This is a genomic window from Candidatus Saccharimonadales bacterium (genome assembly GCA_035697325.1).
Lineage (GTDB): Bacteria > Patescibacteriota > Saccharimonadia > Saccharimonadales > Saccharimonadaceae > JALRBM01.
Map to the genome: position 1 here is coordinate 1 of DASSDB010000009.1, position 21,495 is coordinate 21,495.

Annotated in this window: 14 protein-coding genes, 3 tRNA genes, 2 rRNA genes and 2 other RNA genes; 7 read left to right on the forward strand and 14 right to left on the reverse strand. The window is 45.9% G+C overall.

Annotated elements, in window-relative coordinates; translation table 11 throughout:
- The 4 genes from VFH06_05845 to VFH06_05860 all read right to left on the reverse strand — a co-directional run.
- Positions 1 to 2,101 (reverse strand): 23S ribosomal RNA (locus VFH06_05845); the annotation flags it as partial.
- 386 nt (positions 2,102 to 2,487) lie between these two features.
- Positions 2,488 to 2,564 (reverse strand) — tRNA-Ile (locus VFH06_05850).
- Between the two features lie 39 nt (positions 2,565 to 2,603).
- Positions 2,604 to 2,680, reverse strand: a tRNA-Val gene (locus tag VFH06_05855).
- An 89-nt stretch (positions 2,681 to 2,769) separates the two neighbouring features.
- Positions 2,770 to 2,846, reverse strand: a tRNA-Ala gene (locus VFH06_05860).
- 66 nt (positions 2,847 to 2,912) lie between these two features.
- Between VFH06_05860 and VFH06_05865 the strand changes: the two genes are divergently transcribed.
- Positions 2,913 to 3,149: a hypothetical protein gene (locus tag VFH06_05865; GenBank protein ID HET6747600.1), complete on the forward strand. Its 237-nt coding sequence runs from the start codon at positions 2,913 to 2,915 to the stop codon at positions 3,147 to 3,149.
- Between the two features lie 209 nt (positions 3,150 to 3,358).
- Here the strand turns inward: VFH06_05865 and VFH06_05870 are convergent.
- From VFH06_05870 to gyrB, 4 genes are all read right to left on the reverse strand, one after another.
- A 16S ribosomal RNA gene (locus tag VFH06_05870) occupies positions 3,359 to 4,834 on the reverse strand.
- A 246-nt stretch (positions 4,835 to 5,080) separates the two neighbouring features.
- Positions 5,081 to 5,512, reverse strand: a complete 432-nt coding sequence (locus VFH06_05875) for a divergent PAP2 family protein (GenBank protein ID HET6747601.1) — start codon at positions 5,510 to 5,512, stop codon at positions 5,081 to 5,083.
- Between the two features lie 4 nt (positions 5,513 to 5,516).
- Entirely contained in the window at positions 5,517 to 8,042 is a 2,526-nt protein-coding gene (gene gyrA, locus VFH06_05880; protein HET6747602.1) for a DNA gyrase subunit A, read from the reverse strand.
- A gap of 11 nt (positions 8,043 to 8,053) precedes the next feature.
- Positions 8,054 to 10,033, reverse strand: coding sequence for a DNA topoisomerase (ATP-hydrolyzing) subunit B (gyrB, locus tag VFH06_05885; protein ID HET6747603.1), 1,980 nt, complete (start codon positions 10,031 to 10,033; stop codon positions 8,054 to 8,056).
- Between the two features lie 153 nt (positions 10,034 to 10,186).
- Between gyrB and VFH06_05890 the strand changes: the two genes are divergently transcribed.
- Both VFH06_05890 and VFH06_05895 read left to right on the forward strand, forming a co-directional pair.
- A complete protein-coding gene (locus VFH06_05890; protein HET6747604.1) occupies positions 10,187 to 11,788 on the forward strand; it encodes an isopeptide-forming domain-containing fimbrial protein in 1,602 nt (533 codons plus the stop codon).
- Between the two features lie 8 nt (positions 11,789 to 11,796).
- Positions 11,797 to 12,369 (forward strand): hypothetical protein, encoded by a 573-nt coding sequence (locus tag VFH06_05895; protein HET6747605.1) that lies wholly within the window; start codon positions 11,797 to 11,799, stop codon positions 12,367 to 12,369.
- A 46-nt stretch (positions 12,370 to 12,415) separates the two neighbouring features.
- On the opposite strand, the gene VFH06_05900 is transcribed toward VFH06_05895, so the two are convergent.
- From VFH06_05900 to ssrA, 4 genes are all read right to left on the reverse strand, one after another.
- Positions 12,416 to 15,256, reverse strand: a complete 2,841-nt coding sequence (locus tag VFH06_05900; protein ID HET6747606.1) for a DUF87 domain-containing protein — start codon at positions 15,254 to 15,256, stop codon at positions 12,416 to 12,418.
- A 16-nt stretch (positions 15,257 to 15,272) separates the two neighbouring features.
- Positions 15,273 to 15,689 (reverse strand): hypothetical protein, encoded by a 417-nt coding sequence (locus tag VFH06_05905; protein HET6747607.1) that lies wholly within the window; start codon positions 15,687 to 15,689, stop codon positions 15,273 to 15,275.
- A 42-nt stretch (positions 15,690 to 15,731) separates the two neighbouring features.
- Positions 15,732 to 16,118, reverse strand: a complete 387-nt coding sequence (locus VFH06_05910; protein ID HET6747608.1) for a hypothetical protein — start codon at positions 16,116 to 16,118, stop codon at positions 15,732 to 15,734.
- 1,257 nt (positions 16,119 to 17,375) lie between these two features.
- Positions 17,376 to 17,783, reverse strand: a transfer-messenger RNA (tmRNA) gene (ssrA, locus tag VFH06_05915).
- A 72-nt stretch (positions 17,784 to 17,855) separates the two neighbouring features.
- Between ssrA and VFH06_05920 the strand changes: the two genes are divergently transcribed.
- The 4 genes from VFH06_05920 to rplT all read left to right on the forward strand — a co-directional run bounded on the left by VFH06_05920 (position 17,856) and on the right by rplT (position 20,491).
- Entirely contained in the window at positions 17,856 to 19,370 is a 1,515-nt protein-coding gene (locus tag VFH06_05920) for a YifB family Mg chelatase-like AAA ATPase (protein HET6747609.1), read from the forward strand.
- A gap of 92 nt (positions 19,371 to 19,462) precedes the next feature.
- On the forward strand, positions 19,463 to 19,951 hold the full coding sequence (gene infC, locus VFH06_05925) for a translation initiation factor IF-3 (protein ID HET6747610.1): 489 nt from the start codon (positions 19,463 to 19,465) through the stop codon (positions 19,949 to 19,951).
- Complete coding sequence (gene rpmI / locus VFH06_05930; GenBank protein ID HET6747611.1) at positions 19,951 to 20,145, forward strand: 50S ribosomal protein L35; 195 nt, start codon at positions 19,951 to 19,953, stop codon at positions 20,143 to 20,145. Before infC ends, rpmI begins: the two co-directional genes overlap by 1 nt.
- A 4-nt stretch (positions 20,146 to 20,149) precedes the next feature.
- Positions 20,150 to 20,491: a 50S ribosomal protein L20 gene (rplT, locus tag VFH06_05935; GenBank protein ID HET6747612.1), complete on the forward strand. Its 342-nt coding sequence runs from the start codon at positions 20,150 to 20,152 to the stop codon at positions 20,489 to 20,491.
- A gap of 50 nt (positions 20,492 to 20,541) precedes the next feature.
- Here rplT and rnpB read toward each other — a convergent pair.
- Positions 20,542 to 20,875: RNase P RNA component class A (rnpB, locus tag VFH06_05940), an RNA gene on the reverse strand.
- 21 nt (positions 20,876 to 20,896) lie between these two features.
- Positions 20,897 to 21,495, reverse strand: a 599-nt coding sequence (locus tag VFH06_05945; GenBank protein ID HET6747613.1) for a ribonuclease HI family protein, incomplete at its 5' end; no start/stop codon positions are given.

The following is a 21,495-nucleotide window of genomic DNA, read 5'->3' on the forward strand; positions in this document are numbered from 1 at the left end:
GCAGAGACCTGTGTTTTTGGTAAACAGTTCCGTGGGCTCTTTTGCTGCGGCCCCCACATCGTTAGATGCGAGAGATTCGCGTTCAAAAAGCGTAAATCAATCATGATTCAGTCTATCTCAGACAAAGTTGTGGTTCATAAAAGGATTTGTTCACTTGATATTTCTATAAAGAAATACCGAGCGTACTCATGTGCAATCGTTACATTGCACGTTTTAACCACCTTTGCTAGAGTGAACGCGGCTCATATCCACCGAAGTGGGGGCAGACCTTATCCCGAAGTTACGGTCGCTGTATTGCCGAGTTCCTTAGCGAAGGGTCTCTCGTAAGCCTGAGTCTACTCGACTCGAGCACCTGTGTTGGTTTGCGGTACGGGCGGCTAAATTCACGCGTACACCTGCTTTTCTAGCCAGGGCTTTGATCAAAATCGTAATCCCGAAGGATCACTTTCACTCCTCTCGCGTTCCCGCTGAGTTGGACGGATACATACCATGAATCCGCTTCGACTACTTCCCCGTGAACAGTGTACAAAACTTAACCGGTTCAGGAATATTAACCTGATGTCCATCGCCTACGCTTAGCGCCTCGGCTTAGGCCCGACTAACCCTGAGATGATTACCATGGCTCAGGAAACCTTGCTCTTACGGCCGACAGGATTCTCACCTATCTTATGGTTACTCATTCCAGCATTCTCACTTCCTACCGCTCCACAGTACTTTCCAGTCCTGCTTCACCGCTGATAGGAACGCTCCTCTACCACTGTACGTAAACGTACAATCCATGTCTTCGGTATAACACTTTAGCCCCGTTACATTTTCCACGCAAGATCTCTTGACTAGTGAGCTGTTACGCACTCTTTAAATGAATGGCTGCTTCTAAGCCAACATCCTAGCTGTTTAAGAAATCTCACCTTGTTTCCCACTGAGTGTTAATTTAGGGACCTTAGACGATGGTCTGGGCTGTTTCCCTTTTGAGCGACGAGCTTAGCCCCGCCGTTCTAACTGCCGTGATTCCACACATGGTATTCGTAGTTTGTTAAGGGTGGGTACCGTTGCCAGCCCCAGTCCTTTACAGAGCTCTACCCCCATGTGCTACCACACGACGCTAGCCCTAAAGCTATTTCGAGGAGAACCAGCTATCTCCGAGTTCGATTGGCATTTCACCGCTAACCACAGGTCATCCGGGAGCTTTGCTGCGCTCTACGGTTCGGCCCTTCACTACCTATTACAGTAGCTTCAGCCTGCCCATGGTTAGGTCACCCGGTTTCGGGTCTAATCCCAAGTACTTATTCGCCCTATTCAGGCTCGCTTTCACTGTGGCTCCGTCACTTGACTTAACCTTGCACTTGAAATTAACTCGCTGGATCGTTCTACAAAAAGCACGCCGTCACATCCGAAGATGCTCCGACTCCTTGTAGGCACAGAGTTTCAGGATCTATTTCACTCCCCTCCCGGGGTTCTTTTCACCTTTCCATCGCTGTACTAGTTCACTATCGATCGTATATTATATTTAGCCTTGGCTGGTGGTCCAGCCGGATTCAGACAGGGTTTCTCGTGCCCCGCCCTACTCGAAAAAACACATATAAGGTCAGCGTCGCTTTCGCATACACGGCTTTCACGTTCTTTGGCTAGTCATTCAAACTATTCTGCTAACCACGCTAATTTTTTACCTTACTATCAGTTGATAGCCTGATATCGCAAGTCAGATTCCTGAAGATTGCTCTTCAGTACTCTGACCTGGTCTTGTGTTATTTCACAACCCCTTATAAGTATTCGCCTATCAGCTTATTTGTCTATCAACAAGTTGACAGACAAAAACTTGTAAGGTTTGGGCTCTTCCGATTTCGCTCGCCACTACTTTCGGAATCGTTATTTACTTTCTCTTCCTCGACCTACTAAGATGTTTCAGTTCAGTCGGTTCCCTCTCAATTACCCTATATATTCAGGTAACGGTGATATGACATGACTCATACCGGGTTTCCCCATTCGGAAATCTTCGGATAATAGCTTGTTGACAGCTACCCGAAGCTTATCGCAGTCTTCCACGTCCTTCATCGGTAATATACGTCTAGGCATCCACTACTGTGCCCTTGAGTACCTTTTTATGCATTGACTTGACTAGTAATTGCTAAATACAACTACTAGGCCGTCAATTTTAACTTTATCAGCCTAATTGTTAAATTTCCTGCGTTCTCCACACTTGAGAGCACATTCTTTTACACCTTTCGATGTATCATATCTGCACTCAAGCTCCAGCTATCGTACCACCTTGCCTCGCAACTTGTAAAGTGGTAATTTGTTGTTATTTTTGCGATAAAAAACACCTCTGTTACGATTTGCTAATTATCACACATCGCCAGAGGTTCATTTGAACATTCGCTTAACTGGTATTTACTATACTCGACATAGGAGTTTTTTGCAATAGTTTTCGGGGTGATTTTACTCACAAGATGAAAAGGTGTTTATAAAACAAAAAAGCATTTTCTGAACTGGTGGGCGATGAGGGACTTGAACCTCCGACCTCGTCATTATCAGTGACGCGCTCTAACCAGCTGAGCTAATCGCCCATACGTTCAGAAAATACTTTCTTGCTTTATATCAATTCATGGTGGGCGCTGAGGGGCTCGAACCCCCGACCCCCTCGGTGTAAACGAGGTGCTCTAGCCAACTGAGCTAAGCGCCCGCATGTGAATTGATCTTCAAAAGGTGCGTTTGTTCACACAAAATAGTCTTTGGTGGAGTGTCCCAGACTTTCGCCTGGTTCACCCCATATGGTGGAGATACAGGGACTCGAACCCTGGACCCCCTGCTTGCAAAGCAGGTGCTCTAGCCAACTGAGCTATATCCCCACAGTAGTGCGAACTTAATATATTCTACCGTAGATTAACTCTTCAAGCAAGAGTATAATTTGATACATGACATATGAATTTAGCTTTGGATCATTCTTTATCGGCCTTCTTATTTTAGCTGCGGGCGTTGCTTTCGTAAAATGGCACCAACAGATCGCAGATAACCTTGGCAGCGGTGTGGCGAGCTACGATCGATACAAGCTTTGGGCCTTCATCACCTGTGGTATAGGCGTTATTGTCATGGTTAACCTCCACAGTCTTATTCTGGGTTGGTTCTTCAGCATGCTCTTTCCTGGAAGATAAGGAATGTACACCTACTAAAATAACCTCCGGTTCTCGGAGGTTATTTTAGGTTTTAACAACTTAGTTGTGCATATCATCGCTTCGTCTGGTTTTGAACTTAGTCTTGTTCCTAAGAGGAACAACGTTACTTATGTAAGCTCAGCACAAGTAACAAGACCGACCTAGCTTCACTCATAGATTACTCGTATGAGTGGCATAACTCTCCCTAGAAAGGAGGTAATCCATCCGCACCTTCCGGTACGGATACCTTGTTACGACTTAACCCCAATCATCCCCCCCACCTTAGGCCGCCGAAACGGACTTCGGGTGTTGGTGACTTTCATGGTTTGACGGGCGGTGTGTACAAGGACCGGGAACGTATTCACCGCAACTTGCTGATTTGCGATTACTAGCGATTCCGACTTCATGGAGGCGAGTTTCAGCCTCCAATCCGAACTGGGACCAGCTTTGATGCGATTTGCTCCACCTCGCGGCTTTGCTGCGCATTGTACTGGCCATTGTATCGTGTTTCTAGCCCAGGGTGTAAGGGAAATACTGACCTGACATCATCCCCTCCTTCCTCCCCGTTACCGGGGCAGTCTGAATAGAAAAATACAACTATTCACAAGGGTTGCGCTCGTTGATGGACTTAACCAAACATCTCACGACACGAGCTGACGACGGCCATGCATCACCTGTCACTTGGCTCAATAAAGCACTCTCTGCTTTCACAGAAATTCCAAGGATGTCAAACCCTGGTAAGGTTCTTCGTTTATCATCGAATTAAAGAACACGATCCACCGCTTGTGCGGTCCCCCGTCAATTCCTTTATGTTTTAGTCTTGCGACCGTACTCCACAGGCGGGATACTTAACGCGTTAGCTTCGCTACTGAAGGGGTCGATACCTCCAACAGCTAGTATCCATCGTTTACGGCGTGGACTACCCGGGTATCTAATCCGGTTCGCTCCCCACGCTTTCGTGCCTCAGTGTCAGAAATAGCCCAGTAACCTGCCTACGCCATTGGTGTTCCTTCTAATATCTACGGATTTCACTCCTACACTAGAAATTCCAGTTACCTCTGCTACTCTCGAGTTAGTGAGTTTGAATAATAGTCTGTATGGTTGAGCCACCAGGTTTCACTATTCACTTTACTAACCACCTACGCAACTCTTTACGCCCAGTCACTCCGGATAACGCTCGGATCCTACGTATGACCGCGGCTGCTGGCACGTAGTTAGCCGATCCTTATTCATAAGTTACCGTCATATTCTTCACTTATAAAAGCAGTTTACAACCCGAAGGCCTTCATCCTGCACGCGGCGTTGCTCCATCAGGGTTGCCCCCATTGTGGAAGATTCCTTACTGCTGCCTCCCGTAGGAGTCTGGGCCGTGTCTCAGTCCCAGTCTGGCTGATCATCCTCTCAGACCAGCTACCGATCGTCGGCTTGGTGAGCCATTACCTCACCAACAACCTAATCGGACGCGGGCCGCTCCCAAAGCGTATAAATACTTTAATCCGAAGATCATATGCGGCATTAGCTACCCTTTCGGGCAGTTATTCCTCACTTTGGGGCACGTTCCCACGCGTTACTCAGCCGTCCGCCGCTCGTCAGCAGGTAGCAAGCTACCTCTGTTACCGCACGACTTGCATGTATTAGGCACGCCGCCAGCGTTCATCCTGAGCCAGGATCAAACTCTCCATAAAAGATGTATCTGAGTTTCAGATACGTCTATAAATAGACTGACGATGATAAGGTATATCCAGTATAAATACTCAATATACCTATACAAGAAATTTGAAAACAAATTTCTAAATATTGCACAACTAAATTGTTAAAGATCACTTTAAATCATCTGCCCAACTCCACAGTGTTGCGTATCGCCTCTACGGGCGATCAGACTGATACTTAGCATACTCTATTGATCTAGGTATCGTCAAGGGTAATTTAGATTATTTTGTAGCCAAAAAGACAACTAGACCGATTATAAGTCCGAGCAGCGCGCCCACTAGCACTTCCATAGGAGTATGGCCCTTTGCTGCGCGAGGCAAAGAAACCGAACTTTTCTGCTCTTTAATAAGCTGCTGGATTGCCACGCCCTGCTCCCCAGAGGATCGTCGAACCATTACAGCATCGTACATGACGATTCCGGCAAGTAAAGCTGCAACCGCAAAGAGTCCACTCTCTAAGCCATCACGCAGTGCCACGACGACCACGAGTGCCACCACTGTCGCGCTGTGGGCACTTGGCATATTGCCAGACAAATATAACTGGCGAATGTGATCAAAACGACGCTGGCGAACTGCCACAATAAGGTATTTTGCCCCCTGAGCAACAATCCACCCCAGGAGAATTGCAATGATATAAGGGGAAAATATCAACATATTACTATTCTACACTATCCTCAATATCCTGGGGCTGTTCTGCCATCAAACCAAGCGAAGAAACAACGTCCCCGTCGGCCAGTCTCATCACACGAACACCTTGAGTGGTACGACCGAGTACCGGAATATCTTTAAGGCTAACTCGAATCGTTTGACCATTATTTGAGATCATCAGGAGCTCACTTGCCTCAGGCTCGAGTGTGCGAACATCAACGATAGGGCCCGTCTTAGCTGTCACAACAGCTGCTTTAATACCCACTCCTCCACGCTTGTGACTTGGGAAATTACTTGCTTTTGTAATCTTACCGTATCCGTTCCTACTGATAACTAGAAGATTCTGAGCATCATTGCAAACTATGTCCATACCTACAACCGAATCATTCGGACGAAGGCGAACGCCACGAACACCTCGGGCTGCCCTACCCATAGGGCGCGCGTCTTCTTCATTGAACCGGACTGCCTGACCCGCAGACGTTGATATTATTACATCGTTCTTACCAGAGGTCTTTTTAATCCATCGCAGCTCATCTTTGTCATCAAGCCGAATAGCGATAAGGCCGTTCGTACGGATATTAGCATAGTCCTTGAACGGTGTCTTTTTGATCGTCCCCTTCGTGGTCGCCATGAAGAGGTAGCCCTCATCACTTGTGTCTTTTCCATGACGAATGATTGAGGTGATTTTTTCTTCAGGCTGCAACTGGAGCAAGTTTACGGCTGCAACGCCTTTGGCGGCCAGGCTCGCGGCAGGAACTTCATATGCCTTAAGGCGGAACGTTCTACCCTTATTAGTGAAGAACAGCAGGTAGTCGTGTGTATTGGCTGGCACAAGTTGATCGATGACATCTTCTTCCTTAGTTGTCATGCCACGCTTACCCTTACCGCCCCTATTTTGACGACGATATTCGCTAAGAAGTGTCCTCTTGATGTAGTTTTCTGTTGTAAGAAGTATAACGGACTCCTCCTCGGGGATAAGCTCTTCGTCACTAAACTTGCCGAGCTCATGATTGATCATCTTTGAGCGGCGATCATCCCCGTACTTCTCTTTCATTTCAAGCAGTTCGGTTTTAATAATCTTTAGGATTTCCTTTTCATCGGCCAGAATTCCCTCCAGCTTTGAAATCAGTGCAAGAAGTTCTTTAAGCTCATTCTCGATAGCCTCTCGCTCTAAACCGGTCAATCGACGGAGCTGCATTGCCAGGATAGCTTTAGCTTGAATCTCGCTAAGATTAAACTTTGTGATCAAAGCCTTCTCAGCTTCGTCTTGTGTCTTACTCGCACGAATGGTCTTGATCACTTCATCGATATGGTCAAGAGCAATTTTGTATCCTTCAAGAATATGTGCACGCTCTTTTGCCTTCTTAAGCTCAAATTCTGTACGTCGGCGGACTACCTTCTGGCGATGCTTCACAAATTCTTGAAGCATTTCCTGTAGGCCAAGAATACGCGGCTGAATACCGTCTATCAGTGCCAACATATTGAAATTAAAACTGGTTTGAAGTGCGGTTAGCTTGTAGAGCTGGTTAAGCACCTTCTTTGGGTAAGCGTCTTTTTTGAGTTCGATAACAACTCGAACAGTTCCGCGAGCACTCTCGTCGCGTAGGTCACTAATCCCGTTAAGTTTCTTGTCTTTAACTAATTCAGCAATCTTTTCAATAAGTGTTGCCTTATTTACACCATACGGTACTTCGGTGACAACGATCTGATGACGGCCCTTCTTGGTTTCAACAATATCAGCAACTGCCCGAATCATGACGCTCCCGCGACCTGTCTGATAAGCTTGCTTCATAGGAGCCCCACCATACACAACTGCGCCCGTTGGGAAATCAGGTCCTTTAACGTGTTTCAGTAGGTCATCGAGTGTTGCGTGTTCGTTATCGATGAGTTCGATCGAAGCATCAACTAACTCTCCAAGGTTATGCGGAGGAATATTTGTCGCCATACCCACTGCAATACCAATCTGACCGTTGAGCAATAAGTTCGGCAGCTTAGCAGGCAATACCATAGGCTCTTGCAAGCGACCATCGTAGTTATCACGAAAATCAATCGTATCTTTATCGATATCAACAATCATTTCATCGGCTGCACGAGTCATACGCGCCTCGGTGTAACGCATCGCCGCCGCCGGGTCGCCATCCATAGAACCGAAGTTGCCTTGTCCATCAACAAGCGGGTAACGTAAAGCCCAAGGCTGAGCCAAACGAACCATCGAATCATAGATTGCCGTATCACCATGAGGGTGGAAGTCACCCATTACGGCACCTACAACCGTTGCACTTTTACGGTGTTTTGAACCGCCGCGCAGTCCATCGCGGTTCATTGTATAGAGGATACGCCGATGAACCGGCTTAAGACCATCACGCACATCAGGTAGTGCACGCTCAACAATTACACTCATGGAGTAACGGAAGAAGTTATCCTCCATAACGTTTTCGAGCGTACGGTGTTCAAGTCCAGTTGTATTCTCTACAATATCCCCCTCTAGAGGTGTAGTGTCCTCTGTCGGTGTAGTTGTTGTCATATCATCATCCATAGTCCTACCCCTTATACGTCCAGCTCTTCCAGGTCAGCATCTTTTGCACGCACCTGGATAAATGTCTTACGCAAACTTACTTCATCACCCATCAGTTTCGTAAAAATTGCATCTGCTCGTTCAGCGTCCTCAACACGAACCCGAATCAGCACCCGATTTTCGGGATTCATGGTGGTTTCCCATAGCTGATCGGCGTCCATCTCTCCAAGACCCTTGAAGCGCGAAATTGTCACACCGGCCTGCTTCATCTTGTCATCATCTGCATTGACTGCCGTACCACGATTCTCCTTATCGGCAATCAGCTCGTTGAGGATACGATCACGCTCCTCATCATCGTAGGCGTAAATTTTCTTTTGACCTTTGTTGATACTATAGAGCGGCGGCTTTGCAAGGTAAACGTATCCACCTTCAACGACCTCCTTCATGTAACGGAAAAAGAAGGTTAGTAGCAGCGTCGCAATATGACTACCATCTACATCGGCGTCGGTCATAATGACAATCTTGTGATAGCGAAGTCCGTTGATATCAAACTGCTCGCCAATTCCCACGCCAAATGCCTGAATCATGGCAACGATCTCTTTATTAGCAAACATCTTATCAAGACGTGCCCGTTCAGTATTGAGAACTTTACCACGAAGTGGCAAAATTGCCTGTGTTCTATTATCGCGGCCCTCTTTAGCAGAACCAGCTGCGGAATTACCCTCAACGATGTAAATTTCACTTTCACTCGGACTCTTGCTTGAGCAATCCCAAAGTTTTCCAGGGAGTCCCATACCATCAAGCGCGCCTTTTCGGAGCACATTGTCACGCGCTGCACGAGCTGCCTTACGTGCACGAGCTGCAAGCAGTGCCTTACCCACTATCTTCTTGGCTACATCAGGGTTTTCATCGAGATAATAACTGAAGTACTCATTCATTACCTGTTCGACATAGCGACGCACCTCAGGGTTGCCTAGCTTATTCTTAGTTTGGCCCTCAAACTGTGGATCAGGTAGTTTAACTAAGATGATTGCTGTAAGACCCTCACGAATATCATCTCCTGTTAGATTATCCTCCTTTTCCTTTAGAAGGCTATTCTTTCGTGCGTAGTCATTAATAACTCGAGTGAGCGCTGAGCGGAACCCTATAAGATGCGTACCACCATCAGGGGTCAAGACGTTGTTAGCAAATGGCTTTACCATCTCAACGAAGGTATTATTATACTGAACGGCCACCTCTATCATTGAATCTTCAACTTGCTTCTCAACATAAAAGACGCTGTCGCTAAGAATATCTTTACCAATATTAAGGTGTTTTACGTAGCTCTGAATACCACCCTCAAAGTAGAATGCTGCGCGCTCCTTCGAGCGTTCGTCTCGAACTGTAATGTAAACACCTTTAGTAAGATAGGCCTGATGACGAGCATAATTAACGACCCACTTATAATCGAAGGTTACCGTCTCTTTAAAGATTGTAGGATCTGGGTAGAAAGTAATTATCGTACCCGTTGGCAAATCCGTCTTTCCCATCTTTTTGAATGGAACGCTTGTTGCACCCCGTTCAAATTCAACACTGTATAGTTCGCCATTCTTTACTACCTGAGCGATAAGTTTCGTCGAAAGAGCGTTAACAACACTAGAGCCAACACCGTGGAGACCGGATGATACTTTATAGCCGCCGCCGCCAAACTTACCTCCAGCGTGGAGAACCGTATAGACTGTCTCTAGGGTGCTGAGCCCAGTTTTGGGGTGTTTGTCGACAGGGACCCCTCGTCCGTTGTCAGTAATCGTGATACCACCATCCTCTAAAAGGACGATGTCTACCCGGCTAGCAAAACCGGCGATTGCTTCATCGATCGAGTTATCGGCGATTTCTTTAATAAGATGATGCAAACCATCATACCCAGTACTTCCGATATACATACCGGGTCGTTTACGTACTGGCTCTAACCCCTCTAAAACCTGTATTTGTGACGCATCATATGAGTCACCAGCTTGTTTTTGTTTAGCCATGTTCCCTCACTATCCAGACATTTCAGCTATTTACAATGTTTCTATTATAACGAATAAATTGTGTTCACTCAAGCTCTTGTATTGAACATATTTCTTATGCTAATATTCTATCAAGAGGTGAAAAAATCAAAAATAATAGGCAAAAAATGAACTATGTTTAGGAAAATAGTCTCCAACTTACCATTTAGCCCTGCGCTCGTAGGGCAGCTTGGTTTTTATGCCAAACGGCTTCGCAAAGAAGAGTCAACCCGTCGCATTGGCCTTATATTTACAGCACTTGCTCTGGTGGTGCAAGCATTTGCGGTCTTTTCGCCCCCTGAGTCTGCCAACGCCGCAAATGGCAATAATATTATCTACGGGGGCTTTACAAGCAAGGAGCAGTTCTTGTCTATGTATGATCAAAACCGTGACAGCGCAGGTCACACAGACCTTCAGCAGATTTACACGCAATTTGGCATTACGCGCCAAGATATCCTTAATAGCGCCCAAGGAAGCTTTAATTCACGTGATTTTAATCTGACAATCAAAAGTGTTGGGCGTTCAACCTATGACTGGCAACGAACCCCCATCGCCATTGGCGGTACATCAACTACCGTTTACGAAAGCCAGCTTTACAAGTTTGATTCCACCTCCTGGACAACTGTTCATGGATCTGCGTATCCTGCGCTCATTGGCAAGCGAGCCTCTGATGGACAGTGGTTCGCCATCATGATGGGATGTGGAAACCCAGCATATCTTAACCTCCCCCCTCCCCCACCTCAGCCTGTCGCAGCCTGCTCATCGCTGACGATTACCCCTGTATCACGAACTCGCTTTGCCTTTACGGGAAAGGCATCCACAAGCAATGGCGCAAGCGTATCAAGCTATGCATATAGCATTAAAGACAATAGTGGCAAAATAATCGATACACGCAGTGTTGCAAGCACGCAGCTCACCAATTCTCTTAACTACGACTTTGCAAAAGACGGAGCGTACACAGTTGCCCTCACTGTGAACACGAGTGTTGGCGCTAAGACAGGCGCAAATTGTCAAAAACCGCTCACCGTGAGTCCAGAGCCGCGCTGCCCTCTCAATCCGGACCTCGTTGCCAGCAACCCGGACTGCAAACCATGCGAAGATGATTCAACCATTTGGTATAAAGACAAGAACTGCAAGTCGACCTTTGAGTTAAGCAAAACGGTTAAAAACGTTACTCAGCTTAAAGACAACGCGGATGGCACCACCGCCAATCCCGGCGATCGCCTTGAATACAGACTCTCTGTTAAGAATACAGGCAAAACAACAGGATCTTACGCGATCGAGGACAACATGGCAGACGTTCTTGAATACGCAGATATGATCGACACGGGGGGCGGGACACTAACCAAAAAAGACGCCTTTACCCCTGTTGAAAAAGTAAATATTATTACGTGGGCGCCCCTCTCAATCAAGCCTGGTGAAACCGTTCAAAAGATTATCAGCGTTCAAATAAAATCTACTATACCGGCCACGCCAAAAAGCGTTGGAAACCCTGAGTCATACAACTGTCGGCTTGTAAACGATTTCTCTGGTCACCCAACAACCATCATGGTCAATTGTCCTACACCAAAAGCTGTTGAGCAAGTTGTGGGTGAACTTCCAAAAACAGGAGCAACAGAGAATATGATCGTAGCTGGAGTTGCGCTAGCCATCATCACCTACTTCTATGCTCGTGCACGACAAATGAAAAAAGAGGTTCGTCTTATCCGTAAAGATCTCAACGCAGGAACTATCTAGGAGGTGTCATGAGTAAAGAGAAGATTAATACAGGACCAGAGCGCGAAATTAATCCTGAAGCGCTAGCCGAAGCTGGCGAACAGCAACGTGAGCGCTTACGAGAAGACCTCGAGCGAGGTGTTGAGACCTCAAAAGAGAATCTTGAAGATGCCCGTAAAGAAGCCATAGAAAGAGCCTCGAGCGCAGAAAAAGAGAAGTTACACGAAGAAGTTGAGGCGTCACCCGCTGAACGTCGCGTCCAGGGCCCTCTCAGCAAGGCGGACAAGGACGCAAGCTTCAATGCAACCATGAAAGAAGTGCGTTCTCAAATGTCTGCGCCAAGCCGAAACTTCAGTAAAGTTATTCATAACAAAACTGTTGAAAAAGTTAGCGAGAGTGTGGGCAGTACCATCGCACGGCCAAATGCCATACTTTCAGGTGCTATTTTCGCTTTTGCGCTCACTCTTGGGGTCTACTTACTCGCCAAGAATCTTGGCTATCCCCTTTCAGGGTTCGAAACGATCGCCGCATTCATACTAGGTTGGGTCTTGGGCGTCGTATATGACTTCCTTAAGGTAATGGTTACCGGGCGCAGTAGCTAATTAGCAGCTCATGTGAAAAAGATAGCGTATCGGAAACACCGACACGCTATCTTAATTTTATAGATATTTCATCATCATGGTTTTGAGCCGATCCTCGCAAATGTAAGCTATCGGGATTTACCGCTTTCCGAGGTGCTTCTGGTTGCGCCTGAGGGGCTTCCGTGGGACTCTGCGTGTCCCCCGGAGGCAGAGTCGAGGAAGATAGCGGTTGAGGGCCTACGGGTGTTTGTGAGAATGTGGGAGGTAAAAATGGATTAGGAGAAGCCGCAGGAGCCCGAGGAGCTACAGATTGCGGCTGGGCAGATGGCCCCGCTATAGGACGTGCTGCGGGCGAAGTGCTAATCTGCTTACGTTTAGCAAGCCAGTCATCCAAAAATGATGACCCGGCGCCCCCTGGCTTAGAAGCCGCGGGCCGACCTGGAGGCGCTTTAGCGTCCGCTTTCACTGTGCCCGAACCTAAACGATCGAATATCTCTTTTTCTACTTGAGATCGTGGACGTCCGTATTTTGCCGCTGAAAGTCTCTTAAGGGCATCACTCAGTTGCGCATTAACTTGGCCCATCGGTGGAATAAACGACATGCTAAACGGTGAGGATGGAACGTTATTAATCATGAGACTTACGATCGCCTGATAGTTCGGCATCTTCGTAAGATCTTCTACATCAAACGTCGGCGCAAATTTCTTTACAAGAACTTCCGCATCCGTAATACCTATACGTCCACTAATTACCGTTCCAACGTTACCAATAATAGCTTCACGAATCTTGTCAGTAAGCTGTGTCATAAATTGGTTACCCAATATCAGGTTGAGGCGATACTTTCGCGCTTCAGATAAGATCGATTCGAAACTCTCTGTTGCGAAGTTTTGAAACTCATCAACATATAGAGAGAAATCCAGTCGTTGTTCTTCAGGGATATCTGCCCTACTCATAGCGGCAGCTTGGAACTTCATTACAAAGATAATACCAAGGAGCTTGGAGTTCAGCTCACCCATCCTGCCTTTACTGAGGTTAACAAGCAAGATCTTCTTGTTATCCATGATCTCGCGAAGGTTAAAGCCGCTCTTAGTTTGGCCAATAATATTACGCATAGCATCATTAGAGATAAATGGACCAAACTTACTCACGACCCAGCTTACCACTTCTCCTGATTCATTTGATCGCTGGGAATTAGGAAATTCTTTTGTCCAGAAATCAAGTACATTTTGATCAGTAACATATTTGAGTTTGCTCTTCACGAACTCTTCATCAATAAGCAATTTTGGAATATCGATAAATGTTCCACCATTTGGATCCGACATAAGAAGTAGTGCACAGTTCCTAAAGATGTGCTCCAGTCTCGGACCAACGATACCTGTGTGGCCCGGGTCATACAAACCATAGAGCATATTAATCGCTTCTTGAATAAGAAAGTCTTTTTGATCAGGAGAGTCAAACTCAAACATATTAAGACCCACCGGATGAGTCATATCCCCTGGGTTAAAGTAAATAACATCTTCAACACGTTCTTTAGGTACTTTACCGAGAAGATTTTCAACTAAATCACCATGCGGATCGATGAGAGCGAAGCCTCGGCCGTCCATCATATCCTGATAAGCAAGGTTTTCGAGGAATACCGATTTACCAGTACCCGTCTGTCCAATGATGTAAGTATGACGACGGCGGTCGTTTGTACTGAGACGAATCGGCTTCTTTACTCCACGGAATTCATTATACCCAAGCAAGAAACCTTCATCCATAATCTGAGTAGGACCATCCACTTGTTTAGACAACTGCCTCTGGACTTGCGCCGTCGGAATATTATTTTGATCCGGAAGGTGGAAGATCGTTGCAAGTTCTACACTATTTAGAACATTCTGCGTAACTGTTTGGGGGAAGAACCTAAATATATACGCTGTCACGAGTTCTTCTATGTTCTTTGAAATAGCAAATTTAAATCCATTAAATGACGGCGAATCGAACAGAGAGAATGCGGCAACGACGTTTTTTAACAACGCCTGTGAGCGCACAGCCGTGTTAGAAGATACAACAACTCGAATTAATACCTCGTATCCAGGGTGACGGGTTTTCTCCTCAATTGCTTCTACTGTGTTTTTTTCAAGTGAAGATAGTTGCTTGTCCTCTGCTTTTACGTCCTCTGTCACCGGTGGCTTCCATAGCGCTTCCATAAGGTCCTTAGGTGCAACCAGGCCGCCAACACCAGTTTTCTTACCTTTTTCCTTCTTGATACGTTCGGCTGTTGAAATAGAGTTCTTTGCCCAGCCCTCTTTTGCGGGTCGAAGCATCATCTGAATAGCAATGCCGTCTTCTCTTGTTGCGCTTGATAGAGCACTCAGTAGCGCCCGAGAAGCATCACGTTTCGTCTCTTGATATGTCGCAATTGGATAGACATAGCTTTTCTTAAGCGTAAACTCTCCACCGATCGTTCCGCTCATTTTCCCGACTTTACTAAATATGTTGTGCTCCGTTACCTCTTCAAGACGCGCGGACGGATACGCAGCAGTGACCGCCTGACGGACAACATCGATAAGAACAGATGGGACAACCGTATAGTAGCGGACAAGCCCTTCATGAGCCAGGATCTCAAACGAAAGATGACGCTGTCCATATATCTTACTTTTAAAGCCTTTCGTCGCAGTGCTCGCAATGATGTTATACATTACCTGAGCCTGGGAAAGTACTTCTTCAGTCACATCCCTTTCGTCGCGCGAACCAGACTCTAAATCGTCGCTCGATGGAGGAAGATGAATCAGCATAGGGACCATTTTTAGTCCGCGTTCGTAGTTCTTTGCCTCCCGTAGTGTCTTCTTGTACTGCGAAAACACAAAAAGCCCGACAACAAGACCGAGAAACACGAAAGCAAAAATACTGATAAACACCCCTGCCATATGCTACCCTTTCCGCTTACGAAGCACCGAGCTCCTTGCCATACCGCTTACGCAGATAATCTGCTTGCAATTTCCCCACCTCCTGCTCTCTTTGATATGGATCGTCTTTCGTTTTTGTGACAATTGCCTTAGCTTTATCTACCCACTCTTTCTCAATAAGATCGTCATCAGCTGCGACAAGCGGAGTAGCACTAGGAGGGATGGCACTCGTATCGTCGTCGGTTGGTACGGACGACTGAACTTGCACCGGAGGAAGCATAGGAAGCCCCGCCGTATTAGCAGCGGTCGACTCTTGTCGCGTTTCTTGCCTCTCGTATCCTACTTCGGGCCTCTTTTCAGGTGGAGTGACAGAAGGTATATATTCAGGGTTCCCACCAGGCACGTTGGGTAAGTGCTCCGGCCCTCGGTTTGGTGCAGACAACTTAGGTTCCATATCTGTAATTATAGCATAATCGCTACTTTAGCCATATGTGTTTTATGCCGTCCTCTTAGCGATATAAAAACAGGCTACGCCTACAAAGAGAACTACTAGAACAACGTCATAAAAACTCACTTCGCCCACAGATTGCATACCTATAAAAATGACCGGCGCAAGTGCAATGACTGAAGAAAAATAATACGAACGCACTAATGTGAGCGGTCGTTGCTGCGCCTTCGGCGATGCTATCTTTATAAGTCGCGCACATACTCTACTGGCCCCAAAAATAAAGAAAGTTAGCACACCCAGTGCTAACACATACATAAAAATAAAGACAATTAATATACCCAACGGACCCGCAGTCGTAGGAGTACTTACCTGTAACATTACAGTTAAAACTACGATTGCTAGAACTATACTCACACTTATTATTCGCTCTAACATGTCCCCACTATACCACCAAGAGAGCCAGAGCAGCAGACCTATAAGTGCAATGAAAGCGACATCCGCCTCTATAACTAAACTATTTGGCGCGTGCTTCAAAGCAGGCTACTGCTCGTGGCAACTGACCGCTCCAGGAAAACCTGGGGCATCTAAAATATCACGTTCCACGGACACGTCTAGTGTTCTACCCGCTAAAGTAAAGGTTACTTTTATACGAGGATTAACTAGACGCGTCGGTACTAGCGACAGAGCTCAGACATCATTTGACGGAGCATGGCAGTATTCATCACGCATATAAGGTGCTTGGGTGCGCAGGTGCGCAACTCATTTTATACGGAGTATACCGCCAAGTTTCCGTCAAAAAACTTACAGCAGTCAGTTTAAATTTTTAATGTAATTTTTTGCTTTTTGTTTTTTGTAAAAGCTATGTTTAAACATTAGCATTTTTGTACGTTTCATGCAATACTTTTCATAGCAAAAGTGTTGTATATTATTCATTATTAGTTAAGGAGTTTGCGTTTTTAAGATAGCAAAGGGACATAAAGTTTTAAATACATCGTTGAATTATTATCTACATATTCAATCATACAAACTAAGTCAAAGTACACATAAGACGGCTAGCAGTAATGGTACAAGCGAATACAATACATACGACTTGCACTACGCAATATAACCATCAGTGAACAGTGAGCCAACTGGCCACTAGAGCCATGAGCAGGCTTCGTGATATCGGATGGGTTAATCCAAGTCACGCAAATATTTTAGTATTTCGAAACTGGTACATTAGATACTGACTTAATTCTATTAAGAAGGGATCATATGTCGTTAGCTACATATTCACGAGTCATAACAATATCATGATTAATAAGCCAATACGCGCGTTTCCCCCACGCAGCCAAGTATTTATAATGTCCAGTTTTACAAACGGGCATAATTTCCAATGAAAACTAAAAAACATCGTCCAAATGTCTATGGTCTTAAAAATCAGAAGGACACCATACCTCTACAGGCAAAACGGACTTATCCACACGTGGTATTTTTTACCAAAATTTTATATATGTTTTATGTTGACACAAGCGCTTTGGCATCATATTATAGGGGTAGCTTCTGAATAAAAAAATTATACAGAGGCCAAAAATAAACAAGAATCAAAAACTCCACACTAAACAACCACTACTCGCAGGTGGTTGTTTTCTTCTGCAATGATTTTGCAACGAAAATACCCATCGGCTCGGATGGGTATTTTAAAATCACATTTGGTGGAGCTGCCGGGAACTGCCCCCGGGTCCAAAAGGTAACGAGCTATTCGTCTACAAGTATAGTCTATTCTAGGCTTTCGTAATACAGGCTAAAGAATATACAAAAATACCTACATTACTTCGCAGTAATCTTTCCTTCATCCCGCTGCTGCCCGAAAATGAAGTAAGCAACATGGTATATAACACCCTACCCTCGTATGTTGCCTTCAAGAGTAGAATGGTTCTAAAGCAATTAAGCTAGAACTGAGACAGCACGAGGTGCTGAAGTAAATGCTGACGCAAATACTGCAAGCTTCTCTGTAGCTGCCTTAGCAAAATCTTTTGCAATTAAAAATATACGTTACGCGTATCGTCGACTTGCAAAATAGCCTGTTAAAGTCCTTTTGTCGAAAGCTGAGTCAGCCCCAAAACATCTTATATTATATCATAAAAATCTACCTTGCAAATAGCTTATGGCTATGTTTAACTAGCTAGCGTTATGGGGATTGTTGCAAAAATACTTTCAGTAGCGCCCGTAGGCTTTGACGGATCAATCGTTGAAGTTGAAAGTCATGCAGCGAAAGGCTTACCCGGCCTCCAAATCGTGGGGCTTGGCAATAAGGCCATAGATGAGGCTAAAGAGCGTGTTAAGAGTGCAATTGTTAATACGCTTTTGGAATATCCAGCGCGCAAAATTACTATCAATCTTGCCCCTGCCGAACTACCAAAAGATGGTACGCATTACGACCTTCCTATTGCCCTCTCAATTCTTGTGAGCAGCGGACAACTGACTCAATCACAAATAGAAAATGCTGTTTTTGCCGGAGAACTTGCTCTTGACGGAACGGTTCGACCTGTCAGAGGCGCAATAAGTATTGCGGAAAAAGCACGCAGTATGAATATACAAACCGTCTTTTTACCATATGAGAATGCAAAGCAGGCCGCACTCATCCCTGACATCGAGATAATAGGCATATCCCATCTAAGAGAGCTTTTTCTTCACTTAAAAAACGAGCTAAGGCTTCAACCACTTCAAGGAAAGACCAGGGCAAAAGAAAGCGTCTCATTTCTCCCCCCTCTCCTTGACGAGATACAAGGCCAAGAACAGGCTAAACGAGCATTGATTATTGCCGCCGCGGGTCATCATAATATCCTCTTTACCGGCTCGCCAGGATCCGGCAAAACGATGCTCGCGAAGACTCTCGCTAACCTTCTCCCTCCCTTATCTCACGAAGAACAGATTGCCGTAACCAAGCTCCATGGGCTAGCGGGAGAAACGGAGGCCATCGTTAAAAAACGCCCCTTTAGAGCGCCGCACCATACAGCAAGCCGAACTTCTCTCATTGGAGGAGGTACTCATCCACGCCCGGGTGAAATCAGCTTAGCTCATTTAGGTGTGCTTTTTCTTGATGAGATTCCCGAATATCCACGCTCGCTCCTTGAAGCCCTACGTCAACCACTAGAAGACAAAGCCATTCAGATTACTCGTGCCAGCCAAAGTGTCCGCTATCCTGCTGATTTTATGATGGTAGCGACAATGAATCCCTGTCCTTGTGGCTACTACGGTGATTCGGCTAAAGAGTGTACTTGTAACTCCACCCAAATTCTTAACTATCAAAGAAAGCTCTCAGGCCCTTTTTTGGACCGCATCGATCTCGTCGTCTCTGTTTCAAGAGTACCTAGCGACTCTCTTTTGCATAGTTCGCCAGCCATTCACTCTCAGCACGAAAATGCGCAGAAGTTAGTAGCACAATCGGTGTCCACTCAAAGTAAGCGATATGGGACGACAAGTCGATACAACAACTCGCTTAAAAATTCCGAAATGGGCATATTGGCTTCGATAAAAGACGATGCGCTCAATCTTCTCAAACAGGCCGTTGACCGGCTGAATCTTAGCGCGCGGAGCTATTTTAAAATTATAAAGGTCGCCCGAACTATCGCCGATATTGAAGGTAGCCCCTCAATTGAAGTGTCGCATGTCAGTGAGGCACTTCAATATCGACAAAACTCTTGAACAGTGGTGGCGAATCTGATAGAATGGAGAACGAGTAACGCTTAAATTATTGCAACTCGTAGAGGAGATTAGCGATTAATCAATCAATTCGTATTAACGAAGCAATTCGTTCACCTGAACTTCGTGTCATTGGGGCAGACGGAGAGCAACTTGGCATCATGAGCCGCGTGGAGGCGCTCAAGGCTGCCGAAGAAGCTGGAGTAGACCTTGTAGAAATTTCTCCAGGAGCCAACCCACCTGTTGCAAAAATCATCGACTGGGGTAAGTACCAGTATCAAAAGATGAAAGAGCAGCAAAAGCACAAGAAGAACAGCAAAGCCAGCGAGCTCAAGCAAATGCGCCTCGGTCTTAAGATCGGAGCGAATGACCTTGACATAAAGCTCCGTAAAATTCGTAGCTTTATCGACGACGGGCATAAAGTCAAAATTATGATCGTTTTCAGAGGCCGCGAACTAGCCCACAAAGAGCTTGGTTACGAAATGGTTGATCGGATCGATAATCTCCTTGGCGAAGATATAATAATCGAGCAAAAACCTCAGATGGCTGGTCGCAATCTGAATATAGTAGTAAGGAGTAAATAATGCCAAAGCTAAAGACCCATAAGGGTACCGCAAAGCGCATCAAGCTGACGAGCACAGGTAAACTGACTCGCCGCCGCGCATTCGGTAACCACCTTCTTCAGAAGAAAAGTAAAAGCCGCAAGCGTGCTATTAACAACGGTGCTCAAGTTACCGGTGGAATGGCTAAAAACGTTAAGCGAGCACTAGGAGTTTAAGACAATGCGAGTAAAACGAGGCGTTGCAGCACGAGCTAAACACAAAAAGATTCTAAAGCTTGCCAAAGGTATGCAGCATAACCGTACGCGTTCATTCCGTCTTGCTAAGCAAGGGGTTATCCGCGCACTACAATACGCATACCGCGACCGACGCAACAAAAAGCGTGACCTTCGTGGTCTTTGGATCACCCGTATCAACGCGGCAGCACGTGAACACGGTGTCACGTACGGTAACCTTATCGCAGGCCTTAAGAAGGCTAATATTGAGCTAGACCGTAAGGTACTCGCTGAACTGGCCGTAAACGAGCCTAAAGCATTTGCCGCAGTCGTTAAATCTGTAAAATAATTAAACAACTCCTTACACCTAAAAATACTCCCAATTGGGAGTATTTTTAGTTCGACAGCCTATCGATAAGCCGGGTTCTGTCGTGAGTGATCATCTATCTAGCTCCTTGGTTGCCCAAGAAATCGAGCGGATAACGACCTACAGGCGGGCCACCCTTGACGTAGATCTCCTTGCAGCTAACAGGGTTTACCTCCTCCTCATGTCACCATGAGCAGCTGTGGGCTCTTACCCCACTCCTTTCACCCTTACCCCCCTAACGGAAGGCGGTATCGTTTCTGTGGCACTTTCCCTAGGATTACTCCCGGTCGCCGTTAGCGACTGTTATGCCCTACGCTGCCCGGACTTTCCTCTTGTACTAAAACAAGCGATCACTTAATAAGCTGCCTATTCAACAGTATACCCTACCTAGAGTTCTCTGGCATCGAGAATTTTATTTACCATACCATCGGCGAGCTGGTTGAACTCACGACGGACATGAGTAAAGGTAACTTTATCAAACTCCCTGACAAGTTCTTGGATTCGTTCATGGATCGGCCATAGGTCTCTGTTTTTTATCTTATAGATTCCATTCATCTGATTAACCACAAGTAGGCTGTCCAGACGAAAATCAACCGTCTTTACACCCATCTCCAAAGCTTTCTCAAGCGCAAGTCGTACACCGTGATACTCTGCCTGGTTATTTGTAGTAATTCCCAGGTACATTCCTCCTTCATGGATGACATGCTCTTGGTCGTTCATTATAACAAAACCAGACGCCGAAGGACCCGGATTGCCCCGAGAACCACCATCCGCATAAATAATTGCATGTGTAATGTCTGTTGTTTCTAAGACATCGTTACCGATTGGTTCATTCTTCTTAACGGTGTTAATATCCTGTTGTGAAATACCCAACAGTAGTTTCGCAGACTCCGTTAATTCCTCTTGTTGTATATATGACACTTTCTTCCATATGTAGTGGTCGTAATCACTTCCAAGCACGACAGATCCGGGCGCTTCAATACTCA